Origin of the sequence: Vibrio sp. CDRSL-10 TSBA, from assembly GCA_039696685.1 — a bacterium.
Classification (GTDB): domain Bacteria; phylum Pseudomonadota; class Gammaproteobacteria; order Enterobacterales; family Vibrionaceae; genus Vibrio.
In genome coordinates, this window is the sequence record CP155565.1 from 325,447 (window position 1) to 349,025 (window position 23,579).

Annotated in this window: 13 protein-coding genes and 10 pseudogenes; 11 read left to right on the forward strand and 12 right to left on the reverse strand. The window is 48.3% G+C overall.

Going from position 1 to position 23,579, the window contains the following annotated elements; all coding sequences use genetic code 11:
- Positions 1–11: 11 nt before the first annotated feature.
- Positions 12–545: a hypothetical protein gene (locus tag ABDK09_01590; GenBank protein ID XAW88129.1), complete on the reverse strand. Its 534-nt coding sequence runs from the start codon at positions 543–545 to the stop codon at positions 12–14.
- 145 nt (positions 546–690) lie between these two features.
- Here ABDK09_01590 and ABDK09_01595 point away from each other — a divergent pair, with 145 nt between their 5' ends.
- From ABDK09_01595 to ABDK09_01615, 5 genes and pseudogenes are all read left to right on the forward strand, one after another.
- A complete protein-coding gene (locus tag ABDK09_01595; protein ID XAW88130.1) occupies positions 691–1,368 on the forward strand; it encodes a hypothetical protein in 678 nt (225 codons plus the stop codon).
- Between the two features lie 1,194 nt (positions 1,369–2,562).
- Entirely contained in the window at positions 2,563–3,303 is a 741-nt protein-coding gene (locus ABDK09_01600; GenBank protein XAW88131.1) for an SDR family oxidoreductase, read from the forward strand.
- A gap of 13 nt (positions 3,304–3,316) precedes the next feature.
- Positions 3,317–4,526 (forward strand): annotated as a pseudogene (locus tag ABDK09_01605) (acetyl-CoA C-acetyltransferase).
- 103 nt (positions 4,527–4,629) lie between these two features.
- On the forward strand, positions 4,630–4,977 hold the full coding sequence (locus ABDK09_01610; GenBank protein ID XAW88132.1) for a phasin family protein: 348 nt from the start codon (positions 4,630–4,632) through the stop codon (positions 4,975–4,977).
- A 56-nt stretch (positions 4,978–5,033) separates the two neighbouring features.
- Positions 5,034–6,814: pseudogene (locus ABDK09_01615) on the forward strand (class I poly(R)-hydroxyalkanoic acid synthase).
- A 281-nt stretch (positions 6,815–7,095) separates the two neighbouring features.
- Here the strand turns inward: ABDK09_01615 and ABDK09_01620 are convergent.
- The 6 genes and pseudogenes from ABDK09_01620 to napF all read right to left on the reverse strand — a co-directional run bounded on the left by ABDK09_01620 (position 7,096) and on the right by napF (position 11,707).
- A complete protein-coding gene (locus tag ABDK09_01620; protein XAW88133.1) occupies positions 7,096–7,230 on the reverse strand; it encodes a TIGR02808 family protein in 135 nt (44 codons plus the stop codon).
- 12 nt (positions 7,231–7,242) lie between these two features.
- Positions 7,243–7,818 (reverse strand): NapC/NirT family cytochrome c, encoded by a 576-nt coding sequence (locus tag ABDK09_01625; GenBank protein ID XAW88134.1) that lies wholly within the window; start codon positions 7,816–7,818, stop codon positions 7,243–7,245.
- A gap of 31 nt (positions 7,819–7,849) precedes the next feature.
- Positions 7,850–8,306: pseudogene (locus ABDK09_01630) on the reverse strand (nitrate reductase cytochrome c-type subunit).
- A gap of 95 nt (positions 8,307–8,401) precedes the next feature.
- Positions 8,402–10,891 carry a periplasmic nitrate reductase subunit alpha gene (gene napA / locus ABDK09_01635; protein ID XAW88135.1) on the reverse strand — a complete coding sequence of 830 codons (2,490 nt, stop codon included), beginning with the start codon at positions 10,889–10,891 and terminating at the stop codon, positions 8,402–8,404.
- Positions 10,888–11,209: pseudogene (locus ABDK09_01640) on the reverse strand (chaperone NapD). The gene napA and the pseudogene ABDK09_01640 overlap by 4 nt, the downstream one beginning before the upstream one ends.
- A gap of 15 nt (positions 11,210–11,224) precedes the next feature.
- Positions 11,225–11,707: a ferredoxin-type protein NapF gene (napF, locus tag ABDK09_01645; GenBank protein XAW88136.1), complete on the reverse strand. Its 483-nt coding sequence runs from the start codon at positions 11,705–11,707 to the stop codon at positions 11,225–11,227.
- Between the two features lie 292 nt (positions 11,708–11,999).
- Here napF and narQ point away from each other — a divergent pair.
- Both narQ and ABDK09_01655 read left to right on the forward strand, forming a co-directional pair.
- Positions 12,000–13,689, forward strand: a pseudogene (gene narQ / locus ABDK09_01650) (nitrate/nitrite two-component system sensor histidine kinase NarQ).
- The gene (locus ABDK09_01655) at positions 13,676–14,308 is read left to right on the forward strand and encodes a response regulator (protein XAW88436.1); all 633 of its coding nucleotides are present in this window, start codon (positions 13,676–13,678) and stop codon (positions 14,306–14,308) included. Before narQ ends, ABDK09_01655 begins: the two are co-directional and overlap by 14 nt.
- A gap of 154 nt (positions 14,309–14,462) precedes the next feature.
- On the opposite strand, the pseudogene ABDK09_01660 reads toward ABDK09_01655, so the two are convergent.
- The 3 genes and pseudogenes from ABDK09_01660 to ABDK09_01670 all read right to left on the reverse strand — a co-directional run bounded on the left by ABDK09_01660 (position 14,463) and on the right by ABDK09_01670 (position 16,954).
- Positions 14,463–14,991: pseudogene (locus ABDK09_01660) on the reverse strand (RNA methyltransferase).
- Between the two features lie 183 nt (positions 14,992–15,174).
- Positions 15,175–15,555 (reverse strand): VOC family protein, encoded by a 381-nt coding sequence (locus ABDK09_01665; protein ID XAW88137.1) that lies wholly within the window; start codon positions 15,553–15,555, stop codon positions 15,175–15,177.
- Positions 15,556–15,831: 276 nt separating this feature from the next.
- Positions 15,832–16,954 (reverse strand): annotated as a pseudogene (locus ABDK09_01670) (fatty acid desaturase).
- 162 nt (positions 16,955–17,116) lie between these two features.
- Here ABDK09_01670 and ABDK09_01675 point away from each other — a divergent pair.
- The gene (locus ABDK09_01675) at positions 17,117–17,647 is read left to right on the forward strand and encodes a GNAT family N-acetyltransferase (GenBank protein ID XAW88138.1); all 531 of its coding nucleotides are present in this window, start codon (positions 17,117–17,119) and stop codon (positions 17,645–17,647) included.
- An 85-nt stretch (positions 17,648–17,732) separates the two neighbouring features.
- Here the strand turns inward: ABDK09_01675 and ABDK09_01680 are convergent.
- A pseudogene (locus tag ABDK09_01680) lies at positions 17,733–19,494 on the reverse strand (methyl-accepting chemotaxis protein).
- A gap of 152 nt (positions 19,495–19,646) precedes the next feature.
- Between ABDK09_01680 and ABDK09_01685 the strand changes: the two are divergent.
- Positions 19,647–20,243 (forward strand): beta-phosphoglucomutase family hydrolase, encoded by a 597-nt coding sequence (locus ABDK09_01685; GenBank protein ID XAW88139.1) that lies wholly within the window; start codon positions 19,647–19,649, stop codon positions 20,241–20,243.
- 147 nt (positions 20,244–20,390) lie between these two features.
- On the opposite strand, the gene ABDK09_01690 is transcribed toward ABDK09_01685, so the two are convergent.
- A complete protein-coding gene (locus ABDK09_01690; protein XAW88140.1) occupies positions 20,391–20,864 on the reverse strand; it encodes an FKBP-type peptidyl-prolyl cis-trans isomerase in 474 nt (157 codons plus the stop codon).
- Positions 20,865–21,086: 222 nt separating this feature from the next.
- On the opposite strand from ABDK09_01690, the pseudogene ABDK09_01695 reads away from it, so the two are divergent.
- Both ABDK09_01695 and ABDK09_01700 read left to right on the forward strand, forming a co-directional pair.
- A pseudogene (locus ABDK09_01695) lies at positions 21,087–21,753 on the forward strand (OmpA family protein).
- Between the two features lie 191 nt (positions 21,754–21,944).
- Positions 21,945–23,505, forward strand: a pseudogene (locus ABDK09_01700) (PAS domain-containing methyl-accepting chemotaxis protein).
- Positions 23,506–23,579 lie beyond the last annotated feature (74 nt).

Consider the following 23,579-nt stretch of genomic DNA (forward strand, 5'->3'; position numbering starts at 1 on the left):
CAATGTAAACCTTAGTCTGGCTCTGGGCTGGAGGTGATCTCAGCCAGAGCTGATAAGGCGGAAATTTCATAGTCGTAGTAATTTTGCATCGTTTGCAAAGAGCGACGCAGCACATCGAGCGAGCCTTTCAGTTCCTGGTTCGATTTCAGATAGAGCTCCGCGGAAAAGTAATTGCTCATCAGCCCTTCATTTTTGCATTTCTCTCCCAGTTGAAACCACTGGTCGGTCTGCATGACGATATATTTTGGCGTTTCATCAAGTAAAAACAGCAAGTTGATGACATCTCTGCTTGCTTTCTGCGCGCTTTCTAACTGCATGGCGATTTTAGTACGAATGTCATGTCGATTGCTGTCCCAGAGAAATTGCAGCTCACTTTGGGTGAACTCCTGGTGGAGAAAAACCGCGTGTTGGAAGTTAGGTAGCCATAGGTTGTATTGGGAGGCGAGTAAATTGTAACGCTGGTCTAAAGTTTGTTGAGAACTGAGTGCTTTATTCCATTCTTGTTCGGTACACTGAACCGCATGACTTTGCTGCGGTAAAGTCATGTAAAAAACGGCCGTTATAATCAATAAGCATGCTCGCTTTCCGGTCATGGCGTTAGGTCGTTAGTGAGTGTTAATTTAGTATAGATTAGGATAAATGAGCTCTGTACCACATTTGTCCTGATTAAGATACGGAGCCTCTGCATCAATGAAAAAGATACTGATGATTGTGATGTTGCTGTTGGGACTGGGTGGTGCCGGCGCTGGTTATTACCTGTTCTACTATCAACCGATGCATGAGCAGGCAGAGGCGGCCAAAGCCGGACAGAAAGATACGCCAGCACCCGAGGAGGCTGAATCACAACCTGGTCAGCCTGATGTGCCTAAGCCGGAGGTGATGGATTACTACGTCGAATTGCCGAAATTAGGGATACGTGAAGCTCCGAGCGAAGACGCGTTTGTTGAACGCTGGATGTATCGGGGCGATAAAGTGCATTTGTATGAGAAGAAAGATGGCTGGGGACGGGTAAGTCAGTACTTTGTTTACCAGGAAGGTGGCCCTGAGATTGCCGAATGGATCCCTTTGTCTGGTCTCAGTGAGCAGGCGCCGGTCATTACCGCAGATGAACGTAACAAAACCCTGTCTGCTTATATCGCTAAATCAGATGACTTGCTTGAGTTTGAAAGTATCTTTTTGCAAAAGACCGATCAATTGCTGAAAGAGGGCACTTGCGACCCGGATGATTTTGCCGAACTGGGTGGCTGGGTACGCTCGGTGAAGTTTCAGAATCGCGATGTGTATTTCATATACTGCGGTGGTTTAAGTCAGGCTGATAAGATTTATCTCAATGTACAGACCGGAGAGATCTTCTATAACGCGCAATAGATTTATAGTGCCGAACAGCATTTATAGTACCAAATAGCATTGATAGCATTCAATCGACTAGTCCCAGGCAGCCGCTCAGTTGTCGATCCCTTTGTGAGCAGCCTACGATCACCAGGCAGTTGTAATCTACAGTGACAGTTTAAGTGACGCTGTAACCTTGTTCCGCACTGAAATTTAATTCCCTCATCCCTCTACGCCATGAAATACGCCTGGTTTGATGTTCTTTGCCCGATCTTAGGGTGGGGCAGACATCAATGTCTTCATCTTGGCCAGCTTGTGCGTTGAGGCTGGCCAGATTTCGAGGGGAACTGGCCGGATCGACGCATTGCACAAATTTACAGCAGATGAACAACCAAAACGTGCACCAATACCATGCGTGAACACCATATTGACGAATGTGGGTAATTATCTGTGTTTGTTTGAATCGAGCTTAGGCTGTGGTTTGAATATGTTCTTTCTGTGCTTGTTATTCATAAATTCGCCTGATACTTGCCTTACTTCAGGCAGGGAACTTCCATTTTATCATTAGCTTATACTAATTTAGTTGTTATTATACATTGAGATAGAGTGAGGTCTGACCAATAGATTGGCGGGTAATTTAAATATCATTAATGCCTAAGATATTCTCTTTATATTTAAAACATAATTTAACTTATCATTTAATAATAACTGAAAGTTTTAATATCCAATATTTAATTAATTGCTAATGTTTAAATTAATTTCTTGTATGAATCACCAAGAAAGTGCGTAAATATTATCCCTTTCACCATAAAAGTGCAATGGTCCTGTCATAAATTGGTGCGCAAAAAATCTATAAATTAATGTTCCCGGTAACTTATTGATATTTATCCAGATTGATGTAACGTAAATTCATTGCATGAAATGCTTATCAATCAATAGCTTATGCAATGACTGTAAAGGTTGTTATCTGAGTAAATTGTTTAAATTCAATGTCTTATATTATTAATAACAAATAATTAACATTTCACCGTCTGTGAGATGTCAGTCAAAAATATTACAAAAGGAACTACTTTGATTTGAATTGTCACAAAGTAGGTTTAATTTAAATAAGGAGCACACGAAAAATCCTTTGCAAAGGAATAAAAGATTAAATTATCGATAATGGTTTAGCTCTGGCTGAAATTATGGATGAAAAAGCTTAAAACCTGCTAACTCTTTTGAATGGAGTCATAAATGAAAAAAGTCGCGTTGATCACTGGGTCTAAAGGTGGAATTGGTTCCGCTATCTCTTCTGCGCTGGTAGCTGACGGTTACCGTGTCGTAGCAACTTATTACACTGGCGCACATGAGTGTGCGATGGATTGGTTTAAGGAAAAACAATTCACCGAAGAGCAGGTTCGTCTGTTTGAGCTAGATGTGACTGACACCGAGCAGTGTGCAGAGCGTCTCGAAAAACTACTTGAAGAAGAAGGCACCGTGGATGTCATCGTCAACAACGCGGGAATCACCCGTGACGGCGTGTTCAAGAAGATGACGGCCTCAGCATGGAAAGATGTGATTGAAACCAACCTAAACAGTGTATTCAACGTTACTCAGCCACTGTTCGCCGCAATGTGCGAGAAAGGTGGTGGCCGCGTTATTAATATTTCATCGGTGAACGGTCTGAAAGGCCAGTTTGGTCAGACCAACTATTCTGCCGCTAAAGCCGGCATGATTGGTTTCTCTAAAGCGCTTGCCGCTGAAGGTGCACGTAGCGGAGTGACGGTAAACGTTATCGCACCAGGCTATACCCTGACGCCAATGGTTGAGCAGATGCGTCAGGAAGTGCTGGACTCAATTGTTCAACAAGTTCCGATGCAACGTCTGGCTAAGCCGGAAGAGATTGCTGCCGCAGTGAGCTTTTTAGCCAGCGATGCCGGTGCATATATCACGGGCGAGACTCTGTCGGTCAACGGCGGCTTATACATGCAGTAAGGGAGTATGCAGGATGGAAAAAGTATTTATTGTTGCGGCTAAACGTAGCCCGATTGGCGCCTTTGGCGGCTCATTGAAAGACGTACCTGCCGGTAAGCTGGCGGCAGAAGTGGTGAAAGGTGCTTTGCTGGCAGGCAACGTGGACCCGGCTCAGGTGGACGAAGTGATTATGGGTAACGTAATCAGTGCAGGTCAGGGCATGGGCGTCGGTCGTCAGGCTGCATTATATGCGGGTATTCCCGAATCAGTACCTGCGTATGGCGTTAACATGGTGTGTGGTAGCGGCATGAAAGCGGTGATGGATGCCGTGGCTCACATTCGTGCAGGTGACGCCTCAGTGGTTGTGGCGGCCGGCGTAGAAGTGATGTCGCAAATTCCTTTTGCCTCTCCGAGTTTCGCTGCGTGACGGCAACAAGATGGGCAACTTTGAAATGAAAGATTTGCTTATCGCCGACGGCCTGACCGATGTATTCAATCAATACCACATGGGTGTCACGGCCGAGAATATTGCGGCTCAGTTTGAGTTATCACGGGAAGATCAGGACAGTTTTGCTCTGAGCAGCCAACAGAAAGCGGTTGCCGCGATTGAAGCCGGCAAGTTCAACGACGAAATCGTACCGATTGAAGTGAAGCAGCGCCGCGAAACGGTGACTTTCTCTGTGGATGAATACCCCAAATCGGGTACGACTCTGGAGCGTCTGCAGTCACTTCGTCCGGCCTTCAACAAGGAAGGTACGGTTACGGCAGGTAACGCTTCCGGTATTAATGATGGTGCCAGTGCCATCATCGTTGCTTCTCAGTCCGCCGTTGAAGCTTATGGTTTAACGCCTCTGGCGGAAATTATCGGATATGCCCAAACCGGTATTGACCCGAGTGTGATGGGTCTGGGACCGGTGAATGCGGTTACGCAAGCACTGGAAAAAGCGGAACTTGACATTGATCAGGTTGAATTGTTTGAGCTCAACGAAGCGTTCGCTGCACAAGCACTGGGCGTTGTGCACGGATTATGTGCTGAACATAACGTGACGCCGGAATCGATTCTCGATAAGGCTAACGTGAATGGCGGCGCTATCGCTCTGGGGCATCCTCTGGGCGCCTCTGGCAACCGCATTATGGTTACGTTGATTCATGAACTTAAACGTCGTGGTCAGGATTACGGCGTGGCCTCACTGTGTGTCGGTGGTGGCATGGGAACTGCAGTGGTTATTAAAGCAGCTAAGTAACTCCTAAGATAACGACTTATCTTGGATAACTCGGCGGTTTGAAAGGCAGTGCAAAAGTTTTAGAGCAAATTGAGAATTTATTTCATTCACTAGGAGATACAATATGTATACGGATTTTTTCAAAACTTTCACGGATCAAACTGAAAAAACATTAGAACCTTATGTGAAGTTCAACAAACTGGTTGCTAAAAACGTTGAAGTTCTGACTGAACTACAACTGAACTCAATTCGCACTTACAGCGAGCTGGGTCTGGCGCAAATGAAAGCAGCCAGCGATGTTAAAGACGTGGCATCTATGACAGCGTTCAGCTCTCAACAACTGGGTGTTCTGACTAAGCTGTCTCAACAAATGATGGATGACAGCACCAAGCTGCAATCAGTTGCCAAAGAATTTAAAGAAGACATCGACAAACTTGCTTCAGAAAATCTTAAGTCAGTGACTCCTGCGTAACACTGTGCTTTGCGCCGCCTACGGGCGGCGTTTTTTCTGTTTTAAGGAGTAAGTTTATGTTTCAACATGCCTTTACAGACTACCTTGTGAAACTGCAGGAGGCCAACCATCGCTGGTGGCGGGATTTCGAAGTCAACAAGGAGGTCATGAATACCCCCCTTAATAAAGCGTTGCAGGAAGTCAACTGGGATGACACGACGCAGCTGTTTGAGAAAGCAGCGCATCAACCTGCGGCGGTTTTGCAATTGCAAACTGAGTGGTGGGAGCAACAGCTGAAAATCTGGCAGAAACGTTGTTTTGGAAGGTAACCAAAAACAGGTGGTCGAAAGCGAGCAGGGTGATAAGCGTTTCGCAGACGAAACCTGGAAAACGGATCCATTTTTCAGCTTTATTAAGCAATCTTACCTGCTGTACAGCAAGAATTATCTGGACACGATCAACTCGGTGGAAGGGCTGGATGAGAAGACCAAGGAACGCATCCTGTTTTTTGCTCGCCAGTCAATTAATGCGTTGTCTCCGAGTAATTTCATCGCGACTAACCCAGAACTGCTGAAACTGACCATCGAACAGAATGGTGAGAACCTGCTGAAAGGAATGGAGCTGCTGAAGGAAGACGTTGAGTCCAGTGCCGACATTCTTAAAATTCGCATGACCAATAACAACGCGTTCCGAGTTGGTGAAGACATCGCTAATACACCGGGTGAAGTGGTATTTAAAAATGATCTGTTCGAGCTGATTCAATACAAATCGATGACAGAAACGGTCAACTCGACGCCGTTACTGATCGTACCGCCTTTCATCAACAAGTATTACATTCTTGACCTGCGTGAGAAGAACTCACTGGTGCGTTGGCTGGTGGAACAGGGACATACTGTGTTTATGATGTCCTGGCGTAACCCGGGTCAGGCTCAGGCTGATGTGAATTTCGAAAACTATGTGTTGGATGGGGTAGTGAAAGCCGTGACTGCGGTTGAATCTATCACTGGCCAGGAACAAATTAATGCAGTGGGGTACTGTATTGGTGGTACGGTTCTGGCGACAACGATTGCGTACTATGCAGCGAAGCGAATGAAAAAGCGCATCAAATCAGCGAGCTTTTTCACGACCTTGCTTGATTTCTCGCAACCTGGCGAAGTGGGCGCATACATCAATGACACCATCATCAGTGCCATTGAAATGCAAAACAACGCTAAAGGTTATATGGACGGTCGTTCACTCAGTGTGACCTTCAGCCTGTTGCGTGAGAAACAGCCTGTACTGGAACTACTATGTCGACAATTACCTGAAAGGCAGCAGTCCGGTCGATTTCGACTTACTGTACTGGAACAGCGACAGCACCAACGTTGCAGCTTCAACTCACAACTTTATGCTGCGTGAACTGTATCTGGAGAACAAACTGGTACAGGACAAAGGCGTGAAAGTCGGTGGCGTGTGGATTGATTTAGATAAAATCAAGATCCCGAGCTACTTTATCTCGGCAAAAGAGGACCACATTGCTCTTTGGCAGGGAACTTATCGCGGCGCGTTAAAAACGGGTGGCAATAAGGTGTTTGTACTGGGTGAGTCAGGTCATATTGCCGGTATTGTTAACCATCCGGACAAAAACAAATATGGCTTCTGGACTAACGATACACTGGAAGAAACCGCTGAAGAGTGGCTGGAAAGTGCACAGCGTACCGAAGGTTCATGGTGGAAACACTGGGATGCGTGGCTGCAAACGTTCAGCAACAAAGAGAAAGTAGCGCCGTATGCAATTGGTAACGATGAGTATCCGGTTATCGACGTGGCGCCTGGACAGTATGTTAAACAGGTACTGCCGGTTGTTGATGCTGAATAAATTTTCTTATCTGTTAAGCGCCATGACTCACCATCATGGCGCTTTTTTTGACTGGCGGGTGAATCTGGCTGAGACGGCAATCGCTGAGTTTTCCTGCATGATTGCCCGAGTGCAAAAAAACCGGCGCATTGCGCCGGTTTTGTATCTCCGAGGGAGAGCAAAGTCACCGGTTTTTGCTCTTCGGATCTCTTGATTACACGGTTCTGTTGATTACGCGGTTCTCTTGATTAAGAAGTTCTTCTGCTTTGGCAGTGCTGCTGCAAAGTCAGGAATGCGTGTTGTTACGCGTCTTTGTCTTTGGTTACTGACAGTAACCACACACATACCACTGCGACGGCCGCGAAGCCACCCAGAATAATGACCGGCATGGCGCTATAGCCCAGGACATGCCAGATAACAGATTCTAATGTACTCATGGGTTGTACTCCTTACTGCCAACCTTCAACGCCGTGCATATCCGGCAGGTTATGGGCTATGCCTTTGTGGCAATCGACACAGGTTTTTTCTCCTGAAGCCAGTGCGGTTGAGTGCTGCAGAGCACTGCGTTCGCTTTGCTCAGAAAAATCCATATATTCAAACTGATGGCAGTTACGACATTCCAGTGAATCGTTCTTTTTCAGCCGCGCCCATTCCCGTTCCGCCAGGTGAGCCCGCCGGGCCTGGAATTTTTCCGGTGTATCTATGGTGCCGATAAAGTGGGAAAACAGTTCTTTTGATGCCTGGACTTTACGCACTATCTTATCTGTCCATTCATGCGGTACGTGACAGTCCGAACAGATAGCCCGTACACCGGAACGGTTAGAATAGTGTATGGTTTCCTGGATTTCAGCCACGATAGGAGCATGACATCCGGAGCAGAAAGCTTCTGAGTTCGTCGCTTCCATCCCGGTATTGAATGCCCCCCAGAACAGAAGACCACCGGCAAAGCCCATAAACAGCACTACGCCAACCGCGGCTTTACTCGGACTTTTTAACCGCTGCCAAAACGCTTTGAGTAATTTCATACATTGCCTCTCAAATTAATACCAGGTTTGGTTAGCGGAGTGAGTCGACGCTTTCAAACTCGTTTTCTACCAAAGGTTGTGCATCAGCCTGAGGAAACATGGCATTGCAGGCAGAAGTAACGTCGTGGCGATACATCTGCCAGGACAGCATCTTCACGGTTAACAAAGTGAGTCACACTGATTTTGGTTGCGCCCATTTCTTTGGCGTTTTTCCAGCTATGACATGCCAGACATTTATTGGCATTGAGTGAAACTTCATAGTTACGAATGTTATGTGGGATCAGCGGCGGCTGATAGACATAATTACTCTCCAGAGTATGTTCACGCGGGTACTTCTTCATGTTGTCCGCAGCACGGGTATCTTCCAGTAGCGTGCTGCCACGTAATGATTCCAGTCCGCCAACTCCACCCGGATTATCCAGTTCTGCCTGCGCTATACCTGCAATCAGCGTACAGAGTGTCATGAGTACCATGAGTAGTTTTTTCATTTTACATTCTCCGCCCAATGGCTTGATTCTTTGAGCGGGCTGCGAGAGTGCAGCCCGCCACATTCTGTTGATGGCTTACGCCTGTCTTAATGGGTTCAGGCCACTTTGGTGATCTTAACCGGACATTTTTTAAAGTCTGTCTGTTTGGACAGCGGGTCCGTTGCATCCAGAATCAGTTTGTTGATCAGAATGCGTGCATCGAAGAAAGGTACGAATACCAAACCTTGCGGCGGTTTATTACGGCCACGAGTTTCAACTCTGGCACGTACTTCACCGCGTTTATTGCTGATCACAACTTCGTCACCACGGCGCAGACCACGTGATTTGGCATCTTCATGGTGCATAAAACAGACGGCATCCGGAAAAGCTTTGTACAGCTCGGGTACCCTGCGGGTCATGGTGCCGGTGTGCCAGTGCTCCAGCACACGGCCGGTGCACAGCCATAAGTCAAACTCCGCATCCGGCACTTCAGGCGGCGCTTCGTACGGGGCAGAAATGATCAGCGCTTTACCATCCGGTTTACCGTAGAAATCCCAGCCGCTGCCTGGTTTGGCATAAGGGTCAGAACCTTCTTTGAAGCGCCATAGTGTTTCTTTCCCATCAACAACCGGCCAACGCAGACCACGTACCTGATGATAGATATCATACGGTGCTAAATCATGGCCGTGGCCGCGGCCAAACGTGGCATACTCTTCAAACAGGCCTTTCTGGACATAAAAGCCGAAATGGTGCGCGTCGTCATTGAGTTCGCGGGCTTCTTCGATCGCGAATTTGTCGACCTGACCATTGCGGAACAACATGTCATACATGGTTTTACCACGGTATTCGGGTGCTTGAGCCAGTAACTCTTCCGGCCAGATATCTTCCATCTTGAAGCGTTTGGAAAATTCCATTACCTGCCACAGATCTGACTTGGCTTCACCGACGGTAGACACCTGTTGGTACCAAGCCTGAGTACGGCGTTCTGCGTTGCCGTATGCCCCTTCTTTCTCTACCCACATCGCTGTTGGCAAAATCAAATCAGCGGCCTGAGCAGTGACTGTCGGATAAGGGTCTGAAACCACGATAAAGTTATCCGGATTACGGTAGCCGGGCAGACGTTCGCTATTGATATTAGGACCAGCTTGCATGTTGTTATTGCACTGTACCCAATAACAGTTAAGTACCCCGTCATTGAGCATGCGATCCTGCAGCACGGCATGAAAACCGGGTTTGGGCGGTATGGTTCCTTGCGGCAGTTTCCAGATTTTTTCCGCGATGGCACGGTGTTGCGGATTCGCAACCACCATGTCCGCCGGCAGGCGGTGGGCAAACGTGCCTACTTCACGAGCGGTACCACAGGCTGAAGGTTGTCCGGTCAGCGAAAACGGGCTGTTGCCCGGAGTTGAAATTTTACCGGTCAGCAAGTGCAGGTTGTAGACCAGACTTTGCATCCAAACACCCCGGGTATGCTGGTTCATGCCCATGGTCCAGAGTGACATTACTTTGGTATTCGGGTCTGCATATTGTTTCGCCAGCGTGATCAGTTTTTCAACGCTGACGCCAGACATCTCAGATGCTTTCTCGGCGGTGTACTCGGCCACGGACTGTTTGTATTGCTCAAAACTGATATCACTCATCGCGCCTGAGTTAGCGTTCTTCGCCTTTTGTTGTAACGGGTGATTATCACGCAAGCCATAGCCGATGTCCGTGGTGGCTTGTTTGAAGTGAGTGTGTTTGTTGACGAAATCCCAGTTCACCGCATCATTTTGAATGATGTAGTTGGCAATGAAGTTAGCAATGGCGAGATCAGACTGCGGATGGAATATATAGCCGTGATCGGCCAGTTCAAACGAACGATGGTAGTAAGTCGATAGTACGTTCACTTTCACATGCGGATGACTGAGGCGACGATCAGTAATGCGGGTCCACAGAACCGGGTGCATCTCGGCCATGTTAGAACCCCACAGCACAAACACGTCTGCATTTTCAAAGTCATCGTAGCAGCCCATAGGCTCATCGATGCCGAAAGTACGCATAAAGCCGCCTACAGCTGAAGCCATACAGTGGCGGGCGTTCGGGTCGATGTTATTCGAACGGAAGCCGGCTTTCATCATTTTGGCCGCAGCGTAGCCTTCCATCACGGTCCATTGGCCGGAGCCAAACATGCCGACGCTGGTTGGTCCTTTCGCTTTCAGTGAGGCTTTCCATTTTTCAGCCATAACATCAAATGCCTGATCCCAGGACACTGGCGTAAAGTCACCGTCTTTACTGTATGCGCCGTCTTTCATTCGTAGTAACGGTTGTGTCAGACGATCTTTGCCATACATGATTTTCGACAGAAAATAGCCTTTGATACAGTTAAGCCCTTTATTGACCGGTGCTTCCGGGTCTCCCTGAGTAGCCACGATACGGCCATTCTGAGTCCCGACCAGGACCGAACAACCGGTTCCGCAAAAACGACAAGGCGCTTTGTCCCAGGTGATCTTAGTTTGGTCTGAACTGGCGATCAGATTGGTGGCAGTAGCTGGCAGTGTAATACCTGCCACTGCAGCAGCAGAAGCAGCTGCGTTTGCTTTTACAAACGCACGTCTTGTCATTTTCATACGTCACCCTTAAATTGGGATTGTGGTTGTTCTGATTCGGTTGTGAATGAACTCTGATCCAGTGCGTCCAGATCCGTTTCGATCTGGTGGTAGACCAGTACTGCGCTGAGTACATTCGGTAAATTGTTAATGGCATCAATGGTATCGGTCACGAAACCCTGATTTTCGGTCTCGAGAACCACTACAATTTTGCCTTCCGGGCTGTCCCCGTATATTTCGGCGTTATCGAAACTGCTCGATCGCAGTCTTGACGCTCGCGAGATGTTGCGGGTGGGTATGTACCACCAAACTTGAAATATGCACTTCATTCAGCGACATAATGATCTCTTATCGTTATTCAATACGGGTAACTTTGATAGCGTCGGTCGGGCAAACTGACACACAAGCACCACAGCCATTACACTCATCAGTGTTGATTGCCGGCTGAGCCACTTTTCCTGCTGCCAGATGAAAATGAATCGCCATCACATCGCAACTGTCACCGCAACTGCGGCACTCGACGTTTTGGGTTGCCAGGCAGTGTTGGCTTATCGATGCTGTGGCCTGCCAAGGCGATTCAGACTGGGACAGAAAAATGGGTTCAGGGCAGACTTCTGCACATTGATAGCAAAAGGTGCACTCATCCAGAGCAAAATCGACGCTCGGAAATCCGCCGTCACCATGAACGATGATGTTCATTTCACAGGCTTTAAGACACTGACCGCAGCGAGTACAAAGATCGATGAAGACTTCTGCACTTATGATCCATGGCAGGCGAATTGCATCACTATCGACTGATTGACGAGCAAAGAGTCTTCGTTTAGATAAGTCCACCACGCGAATTACCCACTGTTCTAAAGGTTATCAATTGAGTATGGCTCACAATTTCAGTTGATAAACTTCAATTATCCATACGCAAATTGTAGTTTTTGGCATAGTGGTATAAATACCCCTAAGGGGGTAAAGCGGAGTAGGGTTGTTTTAGATCAATAAATTCAGGCGCGTATCATCACATATTTGCAGCGCATTCTATCTTTTGTCCAAGATTTGCCGAGCAACGGCAGAGTAAAAACAGCACGTCAGGGAGATATTTTTGGCAATACAAGTTGAGAAATCGGTTACCAGCACGATTGCGAAATCGATGTTGCTGATCGTATTGCTTTCAGTTCTGACCACCGGGTTTGCGATTATTACCCTGGCTTCATCGCTGAATGACGCCGAAGCGGTGAATGTCGCAGGCTCAATGCGAATGCAGAGTTATCGTCTTGCTTACGATATTCAGAGTGAGTCAGCCAATTACGCGCAACATCTCGATGCGTTTGAGCAGTCGCTGAATGCACCGTCGATGCAGGCGGTACGTAACTGGAATGTTCCGGACAATATCACCCAGGATTATGAAGCATTGATCGCGCGCTGGCAGGTGCTTAAAGCACTGCTAACCGGTGATAATAAGCAGCAATATCTCCACCAGGTCGAAGATTTTGTCCGTCGTATCGACGGGTTTGTCCTCAAATTGCAGCGATTTTCTGAACAGAAGCTGATTAATCTGGCGTGGGTTGGTGGGCTGGGTTTGGGCGGCGTATTGCTGATTTCACTGTTTGTTGTACGTTATATCCGCAAAGAAGTCGTGCGCCCGTTGCGCGCTCTGGTTATCGCCAGTGAACAGGTGCAGAACCGCGCTTTTGAGGTACAGCTCAATACCAACAGTCCTAACGAGCTGGGTATTCTTTCAGCCACATTCAATGTGATGGCGGGGGAACTGGGTAAGTTATATCGTGGTCTGGAACAGGCCGTGAATGAGAAAACCCACAAGCTGCAACGCGCGAACCAGTCGTTGGAGGTCCTGTACAACTCGGCCCAGCAGTTGACGGCAGCGCGAATCACCCAGGACAACTACCAGGCGATTCTGCGCCATATCGTCAGCATCCAGGGGGTGAATGGCGTTAAGATCGAGATTGAGCAGGAGGCAAGCAAGCCTTTGATGCTGCAGGAAGGGCAAATCTGTGGTGAAAATGCCAATAGTCGTGAGTTGATTTTAGCGGGGCAGTCGTTAGGGCATCTGTACTGGGAAGCAGGATTACCTTGCCCGGATCAGGCATTGATCGAAAACTTCGCTTTGATGCTGGCCCGCGCCGTGTATTACAACCGGGCTCAGAAAAAGGCCGAGCAGTTGCTGCTGATGGAAGAGCGGGCGACGATCGCGCGTGAGCTGCATGATTCTCTGGCGCAGTCATTGTCTTATCTGAAAATTCAGGTCTCGCTGCTGAAACGGGTGATGGCAAAACTGGAGCAGAATCCCTACAGCTCACAGACTAACGATATCATCGGCGATATCGACCAGGGATTATCAAGCGCATATACCCAGCTACGCGAAACTGCTGACCACTTTCCGCTTAACGATTAAGGAAGCCAACTTTGGACAGGCGTTGGTGGATATGCTGGAACAACTGGCGGATCAGACACCGGCGCGGATAACGCTTAATAACAATTTGTCATCCATGGGGCTGGAGGCCCATCAGCAGGTTCACCTGATGCAGCTCATCCGGGAAGCCACCATGAATGCGATAAAACATGCGGACGCGACACAAATCACCATCGATTGTAACGAACAGGACGATGAAGTGGTGGTTACCATCGAAGATGACGGCGTAGGGTTTGATCAGCAACAAGCTAAACTCAACCATTACGGGATGAGTATTATGCAGGAAAGAGCTGGTCGTCTGAATGGCGAATTGCGCGTGGAAGCTTCGCCGGAACGCGGATGCAAAGTAACACTGACATATACGAGATCAAGGGATACACATGATGACGAAATGTAGAATAATGCTGGTGGATGATCATCCTTTGATGCGTCGCGGGATCAATCAGTTATTGAGCCTGGAAGATGAATTCGAAGTCGTGGCGGAAGCCAGCAATGGGAACGAAGCGATTGCACTGGCTCATGAGTTTGAGCCGGACATGATTCTGCTCGATCTGAATATGAAGGGCTTATCCGGTCTGGATACCCTCAAAGCACTGCGAGCTGATGGCTCGGGCGCCACGATTGTGATACTCACTGTGTCCGACAGCGCTGCGGATATTGAAGCCATAGTGCGCGCTGGTGCCGATGGTTATTTGCTTAAAGATACTGAACCTGACGAGTTAATCGCGCTGTTAAAAGAAGCGATTGGTGGCAATAAAGCTTACAGTCAGGTGGTGGCCAAATATCTGCTCGAGCGTAAAGACCAGCAAGACGTGTTTGATTCGCTGACTGAACGCGAAGCGCAGATCCTGGGTGAAGTCGCGAAAGGTTACCGTAACAAGCAGATTGCCGATCGTCTGTTTATTTCGGAATCAACGGTAAAAGTACACATGAAGAGTCTGCTCAAAAAACTGCATGTACCGTCCCGTACCGCGGCGACAGTGCTCTATTTGGAGCGCTTTGGCGATATTGGTTGACATCAGGACGGAAATGACACCACATCACAGGGTGACCGGTGGAAGGGCGCCCTGTGATGTGGTTTACGTAGCAATGCTGACTCAGGCATGCATCGAGAATAGATAGTATTCAGCAGCGATTATGACTAAACAGTGAGTCACTGCTCAGAAATCGTTACTCAGCGGGTGATGCCTGTTTTACTTCGAGACGATTTTTGTTATCGCGATTGGCCAGTACCTGCTGCGCGTGATCAATCGCCAGGCTGGACTTAGCCAGACGGTCATAAAGCAGCACGTTGACCGTTGCCGCCAGATTCATACAACCAACGGTCGGAACATAGACCACATGGTCGGCTTTATCGACCAGTTTCCTGTGGCAGCGAACCGTCTTCCGGGCCAAACAGATAGATGGCTTTTTCCGGATGGACAAAGTTCGGTAATGCAGTTGCGCCCAAAGCCAGTTCGACACAGACAATTTTGACATCATCAGCCAGGTTGGCAGTGAGATCTTGCATCTCTGTCAGTTCAATATGCTGGCGTGCATTGTGAGTATCGGTCTGAAATTTGGCTGCACGGCTGTAACGGGTGCCGTTAAAACGTACCTGGGAAGCCTGGTAACAGCCGGCTGCACGCATCACGGCGCCTACGTTAGTCGGACTTTTCGGATTATTCAGGCCAATAATGACGGTGGATTGGGTGGTCATGACTTCTCTCAGTAACAAGCGAGGCGCAAGTATATGACCACAGGCCAAAGAGCTCAAGATGGTTAAGCTATGCTGGTGCGACGCGGACTTGTCGGCAAGGTGATGGGGGAGTCTGGCGGAGGGGATAACAAAGGGCGGACTGCATGGTCAATGTCCGCCCGAAGATGATACTCAGCTGCTTAATTACGCCATGATGTGCGTTGCACACAGCTTGTTACCTGACGGATCACGTAGGTAAGCCAGATACAGTTTCAACTCGCCCATGACACGCACACCCGGTGCGTCTTCACAAGCGGTACCGCCATTGGCTACACCGGCAGCGTGCCAGGCTTCCACCAACTCAGGGCTGCTGACCTTAAATCCAATGGTCATACCGTTACCCGCTGTTGCTGCTTCACCGTTGATTGGTTTAGTGATGGCAAAAACGCCTTCCGGACTGCGATAAAAACAGCGGCGATCACCGTCCAGTGTGCCGTCGGCATAACCCAATACGTTCATGATCGCATCGTAAAAGGCTTTGGACTGATGAACATCATTTGCACCAACCATAACGTGATTAAACATATTTTATCCTCATTATATGTGTAAAAAACTCAGCTACTCTGCTACAGCGACCCGGGTTTGTCGAGTGAGAAGTTTTTAACAATATTGACGATAGCCCTACGTTTTAATCCCATCTTAGTCTGATGCTAAGTGCATCGTATGACGTTTGTGTCAGCTGATGTCGAGCCGGGCAAAGCGTCTCCCTGCTGAGGTCTGTTAATCACCAAACAATCGGTTGTTGAAACAACAAAGGGCGCATTGCAGCGCCCTTTGTCTTAACTATGTAAATACCGATGGTTATGCGTATTGAGCAACCACCTGATGCCAGCGGTTACGTTTTTCCAGCAATTCTGCTTTGACTTGCTGGTAGCGAGCTTTCAGCACAGAGAGCTCGTAGCGTTGCGCTGCTGAATTCTTCTTGCTTTCCAGTAATTGCTTTTTGACATCGTAGTAGTTATGTAACTCGGTCATAAAAGCGTCGAACTCACGCTGGATCATCTCCAGAATCACATGCTGGTTGGGTAGCTGAGTTACTTTATTGGTCGCATATTTCAGGCTCATCTGGGCACGCGCCTTCTCTATTTTTATCGTCGGTGCGGTGCGCAGTTTAGTGGCCAGACCCAGCCAGGCACATAAGCGAATAATCCACTTGGTCGGATCGTATTGCCACCAGTAAATACCGTTACGGTAGTCATTTTCAAAAATATGGTGATAGTTATGATAGCCCTCACCAAAGGTAAAGAAGGCAAGAATACCGTTATCACGCGCCGTATTGCGGTCAGTAAACGGCTGTTTACCCCAGATATGCGCCAGTGAATTAATAAAAAAGGTGGTGTGATGGTTGAGTACTAAACGTACCGCGCCAATCATCAGCAACATGCCCCACACATCGTTATAGATAAGACCAAGCAGAATCGGCACACCAAGGTTCATGAGAATGGCGAGCGGAACGTAGTATTTGTGTTGCCAAATCAAGATACCATCTTTCTGCAGATCACGGCAGTTGCTGTAATCGTCATAGTTGGCGGTATTGTAGCTGCGCAGCATCCAGCCGATATGTGAAAACCAGAATCCGCGTTTAGCGGAATAGGGGTCTTTGTCGTTTCTGATCGACAAACTTATGGTGTACCCGGTGGTCGGATGCCCAGTGCAGAGCACTGTTTTGCAGCGCGAATGCACCGCCCAGCGCACAAATCAGGCGCACCAGCCAGTGAGCTTCAAATGCTTTGTGAGACCACAGGCGATGATAGCCAGTCGTGATCGACAGGTTGCAGAACGAAAAACAGACCACCAGCCAAATCCAGTGTTCCGCGCCGTAACCAAATTGCCAGCCATACCAGGGCGCAACGACAGTCGCCAGAATAAAGCTCACTGAAAATATTGTTATATTTAGCCAAATCAGAGGCGGTTTATTAGTCATTTACAGACCCTTAAGCTTACAAGTGTGCGCTAGAATATCAGCGAACTCTGTTATGTCAAATGGCATTAAATGAAATGTGACCAGAATGTTTTGCTTTTCTGCGCTAAATGCATAGTATGAAGGGGGTGAAAACCCATTACAGGAAGTAATAAGGACTAGTAAATGGAAATTAAAGTAGCAGAATATAGCGATTTTGAGCGAATTGCAGTTTTGCATGCTCGTAGTTGGCAAATTAACTATGCAGGTATTCTGGAACAAGAATACCTGGATAATGAAGTGTTAGATGACCGCCGCCTTATATGGCAGGCTCGATTGACTAATCCGCCGTTTAATCAGCATATTTTGTTGATTGAAGAGAATGGATTACTGTGCGGATTTATCTGTGCATTTGGTAATCACGATTTTGAAAAAGGCACCAATATCGAATCTTTGCATGTTGACCCGGATTACAAAGGTCGCGGCTTGGGTTCCGTGCTGATTAAAGAGATGGCACGATGGCTGGAGAAATATTTCCCTGAGCAGGGGGTATATCTGGAAGTGGCGGAGCAAAATCAACCTGCGATTGATTTCTATGACCATATTGGTGGTGAGCGTCTGGCCGAAAAAATGTGGCATGCACCGGGGGGGAGTGACCTGCCCGAGTGGATCTACAGCTGGAAAACGCCGCAGGCGCTGATGCAGGCGGTTAACTAACCGCGTTTGTTCGGCATCAGGTCAAAGTGTACAGATCGTCAAAGCTAAAAAATGAAAAGGGCCGATTGGCCCTTTTTTGTTGCGCTTAGCGAGTCTGAAATTCAGACACCGCGTCGTCCATCTGTTTGGCCTGCTGCGATACGCTGTCCACTTCACTCAGTACTTGCTGCGCTGAGTGCATGTTATTGTCTGATATGGTGTTGAGCTCGGTAATCGAGTCACTGACCTGATTCATTACGATGCCTTGTTCTTCTATCGCAGAAGCAATACGTTCCGAATTGGCCTGAATGGCAGACATGTCATCAATGATTTGGCGCAGGCTTTCATCCAGAAGGTGGGATGCCTGCAGAGTATCCTGCCCCTGGCTGTTACAATGCGTAATATCATCCATAACCCGATTCATTTGTGCCTGAATCGCTGAAACCACTTTGGTGATCTCTTCCGTTGAACGATGGGTCCGGTTGGCGAGAGAGCGAACTTCATCCGCAACCACAGCGAAGCCGCGTCCTTGCTCACCGGCACGGGCCGCTTCGATCGCGGCGTTCAGCGCGAGCAGGTTAGTTTGTTCAGCGATTGCCTGAATAATGGTCACGGCTCCTCCGATTTGCTCAACATGGCCGTTAAGCGAAGCGATGGATTGCTGGCTCGACTGCAGAGTACGTGATAACTGATCGATATTCTTTAATGTCGATTCTACGACTTCCCGGCCGTGCAAAGCGTTGTTCGCAGCCTGATGTACGCCCTCGACCGCGACATTAGTACTTTCGGAAATTTCACCAATTGTTGCGACCATTTGCTGTACTGACGTGGCCATCATGGTGGTGTGATCGGCCTGAACATGGAACTGATTAATCACATCTTCCAGCTCGTTGTGCATTCGGGTCGTGCTTTGAGTCAGTAACGAAGATTTGGTCTGTGACCCGGAAATCAGATTTTCAAACTTATCCAGCAACTGGTTAAAGTAGCTGCCGATGGTTGTTAGTTCATCGTGCCCTTTGAGATCGGTCCGCAGACCCATATTGTTGGTTTTGGCTATGGCGTTCATTATGTTGAGTAAACGCTGAACCTGTAAGTTAATGGAACGGGAAATCTGCCAGATGAAGGCAAGAATAGCGATGATCACCAATACGGTTACCGCTTGTTTGATCCAGTCCAGTTTAGTACGCAGCTTGCTGACTTCAGCTTGCAATGTCTGCGAGAAGGACGCGAACTGTTGTTCCACCGCATGAGACTGTCCCCGCGTGTCACCCAGCAGTCCCTGGTTATAAGCCAGGCCGATACGGGTTTGTTGTGCAATCACAGCATTTGCGGCACTCGCCAGTTGCGGGAACTGCTCCGTTATTTGGCTGGAGATCGGCTGCCCGGCTTTCACCGCATCATCGAGCTTTTCCAACTGCAATATCGTGTCAGTGTCGGCACCGGACAAAAGCCGGGAGCGCAATTTGTGATAGTTACCTAACAGTCCGCTATCCTGGTTCAGGCCTAAAACCTGATAAGCGTTAACCAGTTGGATAAAGCCGTTTCTGATAGCTCACCAAATCCGCCTTTAACGCCGCGGAGGACGCTAACTGGTGTTTTTCCAGAATGGTCGCCAGTTCAGTTTCTAAAGCGATAAACTGCTCGGCATTTTGTTTGAATGTCTGCAGATATTTTTCATCACTGCGCAGCAAAAAGTCTTTTTCATTGCGTCTCAGGTTCAGCAATCTTATTTCCAGTTTATCGACCAGACCGATAGCGCCGGACAGCTCACCGGTCTGGCGTGCAAAATGGCCGGTAGTCAGCACCAGCACGATAATGCCGGTAATAGCAACGCCACCGAGCAGGTAGAGTTTATTCTTTATATTCATAGAGCAACCAGTGAATGGATTTTAATGATAATAATATTAGTAGCGCGCGAGTGTAGATGCCATTTGCATCACCTGCAATAAGCAATAGAATGGCTAAATGTAACAATTGAACCAACCACACACGAATCACTGTCATGTGAGATGGAGTTTTCATGAATTTAGAACGCTATAAAGGGCTGATCTTTGATATGGATGGCACTTTGATTGATACCATGCCAGCCCATATCGAAGCTTGGCGCACCACCGCTGAATTTTTTGACTTTCCTTTTGACGGGGATTGGTTGCACAGCATGGGCGGGATGCCAAGTTACAAAATCGTGGGTGAAATCAACCGAAAATTTGGTCTTGCGCTGGAGCCGATGGCGGTTGCTGAACATAAGATGCAGGCGTTTTCTGACATAGATGATAGCGGCGCATTAATCGCAGACACTTACGCAGTATTTCAAGATTATCTGGGCAGTAAAAAAATTGCGATTGGTACCGGCAGCCAGCGCATCAGTGCAGAGAAGCTGCTCAGTCGTGTCGGGGTGCTGGATAAACTCGATGCCGTGGTGACCGCCACTGAAGTTGAAAATCATAAACCGCATCCGGAAACCTTTTTGCGCGCCTGTGAACTGATTGGCCTGCAGCCGAGTGAATGCGTGGTGTTTGAAGATACCCATCTAGGTAAGCAAGCAGCCCATGCCGGCGGTATGGACTGTATTATGGTGACCGAGCAGGGCCTGAAATTTTATCCGTTACCGCAGTAACTCGTGCACGGTGATTGATCGCCGCGACTTGTTTTGACTGTGTCTTGTCGTTAACGGTTGTTACGGGTAGGTGCGATAAACAGAAAGAGCGGCCATTTGGCCGCTCTTGCGATTTTACTTTCCCACAGCAAGGGGATTGAGCCGCGATTACTGAATTGCCAGCAGTTCGACTTCAAAAATTAAGGTTGCAGACGGTGGAATCGGGCCTGCGCCATTCTTGCCGTAACCTAGGTTGGCCGGGACATACAGACGGACTTTCTCGCCTTCAGTCATCAGCTGAACGCCTTCCTGCCAGCCTTTGATGACCTGATTAAGGCCAAATACAATCGGCTCGTTGCGTTGGTAAGAGCTGTCAAACACTGTGCCGTCAAGCAGGCGTCCTTCGTAGTGCACTTTTACCCGGCTGTTAGCTTTTGGATGCTCAGTGCCTGTGCCTGGCTTTAAGATTTCGTATTGCAGGCCGCTATGGGTGGTAATCACGCCTGGTTTGTTGGCATTTTCAGTCATAAATGCCTGACCTTGTTCGATGTTTTGTTCTGCCGCTTTGTGGTTATTCCAGGTGCGATAGATGAACAAGCCTGCCAAAACGAAAACAACGACAGGCAAAATAATTTTATACATAGTCTCAATACTCAATAAACGTCCGGTTTTAGTATCAACTCTGGTCTGCCTTGCGTTTGCAGAGTGGTCACTCCGACATTTGCGATGCAAAACCAAGACTTGATAAAGATAGGCTGATTCTAGCGGGTTCACCGCATGAGGCAAACCGACAAATCAGGATTTGTTACCAATTTTGCATAAAGTTTTTGGGTGGCTGCCGATAATAAAAGAGTCGTTTCAACAATGGATGAGAGATTCATGAGGGTTATTGCGCTATCTGTATTATTGCTACTGACTGGATGTAGCTCCTTGTCTTTCAAAGATCCAATGGGGTTTATGCAGAATAACATGCTGGACACGGCGCCGAAGAAACGACCGGGAAGTACTCTATCCTGAGTGGGGACAAGCGCCTCAGTCTGCTCCGGTGTCTGTGCCGGTTCAGGCGGTTGCGACACCGGCACAGAGGCCGCAGAGGCAGGCACCTGTCTCCGGCTACAGCTCACTTGAGCAGTTTTTAATGCAAAATGGTATCGATTATGAAGTGATGCCGGGCAACCATATTATGGTGAAGCTTAAACATACCATGCAGTTTGCCACCGGTTCGGCGCAGCTTTCTTCAGACTCCGCATACTGGCTCAATATTATGAGCCAGTTTTTGTCTCGTGAACGTGGTATCGATATCGTTATTGAGGGGCATACCGATAATACCGGCGCAACTACGCTGAATGATGGCTTATCGGTCAGACGCGCTCAATCGGTCAAGGATACTCTGGTCAGAAATAATGTCGCACGCAATGCGATTTTTACCCGGGGTTATGGTGAGTCTATCCCGGCCTGCAGCAATAACACCATACAGGGCCGGGCTTGTAATCGCCGGGTTGAGTTACTTCTTATCGTCTCAAATAATTGATTTAGTTTGCGTACAAGTGGCAGACGAGTTGGCTGTGATGCGGTTTAGACTTTAACCACATGTTTTGTTACTACTTGTGTGGGGTTGTTGATTATACTCACGCAACTGAGGTTTATTGAGTACGATGTTTTGAAAACCGCCTTAAAATTGTGTATATAAGGCGTCTACAATGTATAAGAATTATTAACGCCATGTCAGCTATTCAATCGTCTCAAAATGAAGTTCCGGTAGGGGAACATGATCAGTTGGTCTCAACAACCGATCTCAAAGGTGTCATAACATACTGCAATGATACTTTTTGTCGTATCGCCGGGTTCGAGGAGCATGAGCTCCTGGGACAAAACCACAATATTGTGCGCCATAACGATATGCCGAAAGCGGCGTTTGCCGATATGTGGCGGCATCTTAAGCAGGGCAATGCCTGGCGCGGTATAGTTAAAAACCGCACCAAGACGAACGGGCATTACTGGGTTGACGCTTATGTCACCCCCATTTACGAAGATGGCAAAGTGTGTGGCTTTCAGTCGGTGCGTGTTCAGGCGCAGCGACAATGGGTGGATATTGCGGCGAAAGCGTATAAAGCACTGCGCAGCGCTGAACAGTCCGGTCGTAGTTTCTCCCTCAAGATTTCCGCTTCGGTGCGTTATGCCATCCTGCTCGGATCGCTGGCGGCGCCTGCTGCGGCTTATTTCCTGGCTCAGGGTAGCAATATGCAGCTGTTGGCTAGTTTATTGCCGGCCGCGGCCTTAGGTCTCTTGTTCCGTCAGGAGCTGATTGATACACCTAAGCAGATCCATCGTTTACAATCACAGTATGACAGCATCAGTCGGCTGATTTACTCGGGTAACAGTGCGTTTTCGGTGGTGGATTATCATCTGAAGATGGCTTCAGCCAGAATTCGTACTGTGCTGGGGCGTATGGTTGATTCTGCGCACCCGCTGCGCGATCTGTCTGAAAACTTAAGTGCCAACACAGCGGAAGTGGTGCAGGCGCTGAAACAGCAGAATGCCGATATTCGCAGTGTGGTGCAGGCTACAGATGCCGTTGAAGCCGCTGCGGATGCGGTCTCCGGAAATACGCAAACCGCCCATGAATTAATTGAAAAGGCATCGGCCAGTTGTTTGCACACCAAGCAAAGTATTGAACAGACTCATAATAATCTGGTCGTACTCAGCGATCAGGCTGAACGAGCAACCGGCACGACCTACGAGCTTAATGATCAGGCGCAGAAAGTGGGTCAGCTGATGGAAGAAATTGGCGGCATCGCTGAACAGACCAACTTGTTGGCGTTGAATGCGGCGATTGAGGCGGCGCGTGCCGGCGAAACAGGGCCGTGGCTTTGCTGTTGTTGCCGATGAAGTGCGTGCGTTGTCTGGTCGTACTCAAAAGGCGACTCAGCATATTCAGACCAGCATTGATACTATGCTGAGTACGATTGAGTCATGGCAAAAAGAGATTGTCGAAAGCCAGAAACAGACTCAGGCCTGTGGCGCAGTGGCTGAGGAGAGTGGTCAGCGTCTGCAGGAGGTCGAACAGCAACTGGCCGATATGCAGAGCATCATCAGCGATATGGCACACTCGGCGACGGCGCAGCGTGAACTGACCAGTGAGGTCAACCAGCATATTCACTCAATTGCCTCAATGGCGACGCAAAATCTGGCCGCAACTAATACGGTTGAAGAGTTCAGCCAGCAGATGAATGAGCGAGTGGATGATTTTGGCCATCTCGCCAAGCGATTCGAAGAGAAATAACTCAATCAGAAAATGGCCGCATGATGCGGTCATTTTTGTCTTTTATTCCCGCAATATCCCCTCTTTTTTTCTTA

Excerpts from the sequence above, each read along its gene's own strand:
- ABDK09_01600 (XAW88131.1), top strand. The coding sequence starts at position 2,563 with ATGAAAAAAGTCGCGTTGATCACTGGGTCTAAAGGTGGAATTGGTTCC.
- ABDK09_01595 (XAW88130.1), top strand. The coding sequence starts at position 691 with ATGAAAAAGATACTGATGATTGTGATGTTGCTGTTGGGACTGGGTGGT.
- ABDK09_01690 (XAW88140.1), bottom strand. The coding sequence starts at position 20,864 with ATGTATAAAATTATTTTGCCTGTCGTTGTTTTCGTTTTGGCAGGCTTG.
- ABDK09_01610 (XAW88132.1), top strand. The coding sequence starts at position 4,630 with ATGTATACGGATTTTTTCAAAACTTTCACGGATCAAACTGAAAAAACA.
- ABDK09_01675 (XAW88138.1), top strand. The coding sequence starts at position 17,117 with ATGGAAATTAAAGTAGCAGAATATAGCGATTTTGAGCGAATTGCAGTT.
- ABDK09_01625 (XAW88134.1), bottom strand. The coding sequence starts at position 7,818 with ATGAAATTACTCAAAGCGTTTTGGCAGCGGTTAAAAAGTCCGAGTAAA.
- ABDK09_01590 (XAW88129.1), bottom strand. The coding sequence starts at position 545 with ATGACTTTACCGCAGCAAAGTCATGCGGTTCAGTGTACCGAACAAGAA.
- napA (XAW88135.1), bottom strand. The coding sequence starts at position 10,891 with ATGAAAATGACAAGACGTGCGTTTGTAAAAGCAAACGCAGCTGCTTCT.
- ABDK09_01685 (XAW88139.1), top strand. The coding sequence starts at position 19,647 with ATGAATTTAGAACGCTATAAAGGGCTGATCTTTGATATGGATGGCACT.
- ABDK09_01655 (XAW88436.1), top strand. The coding sequence starts at position 13,676 with ATGACGAAATGTAGAATAATGCTGGTGGATGATCATCCTTTGATGCGT.
- ABDK09_01620 (XAW88133.1), bottom strand. The coding sequence starts at position 7,230 with ATGAGTACATTAGAATCTGTTATCTGGCATGTCCTGGGCTATAGCGCC.
- ABDK09_01665 (XAW88137.1), bottom strand. The coding sequence starts at position 15,555 with ATGTTTAATCACGTTATGGTTGGTGCAAATGATGTTCATCAGTCCAAA.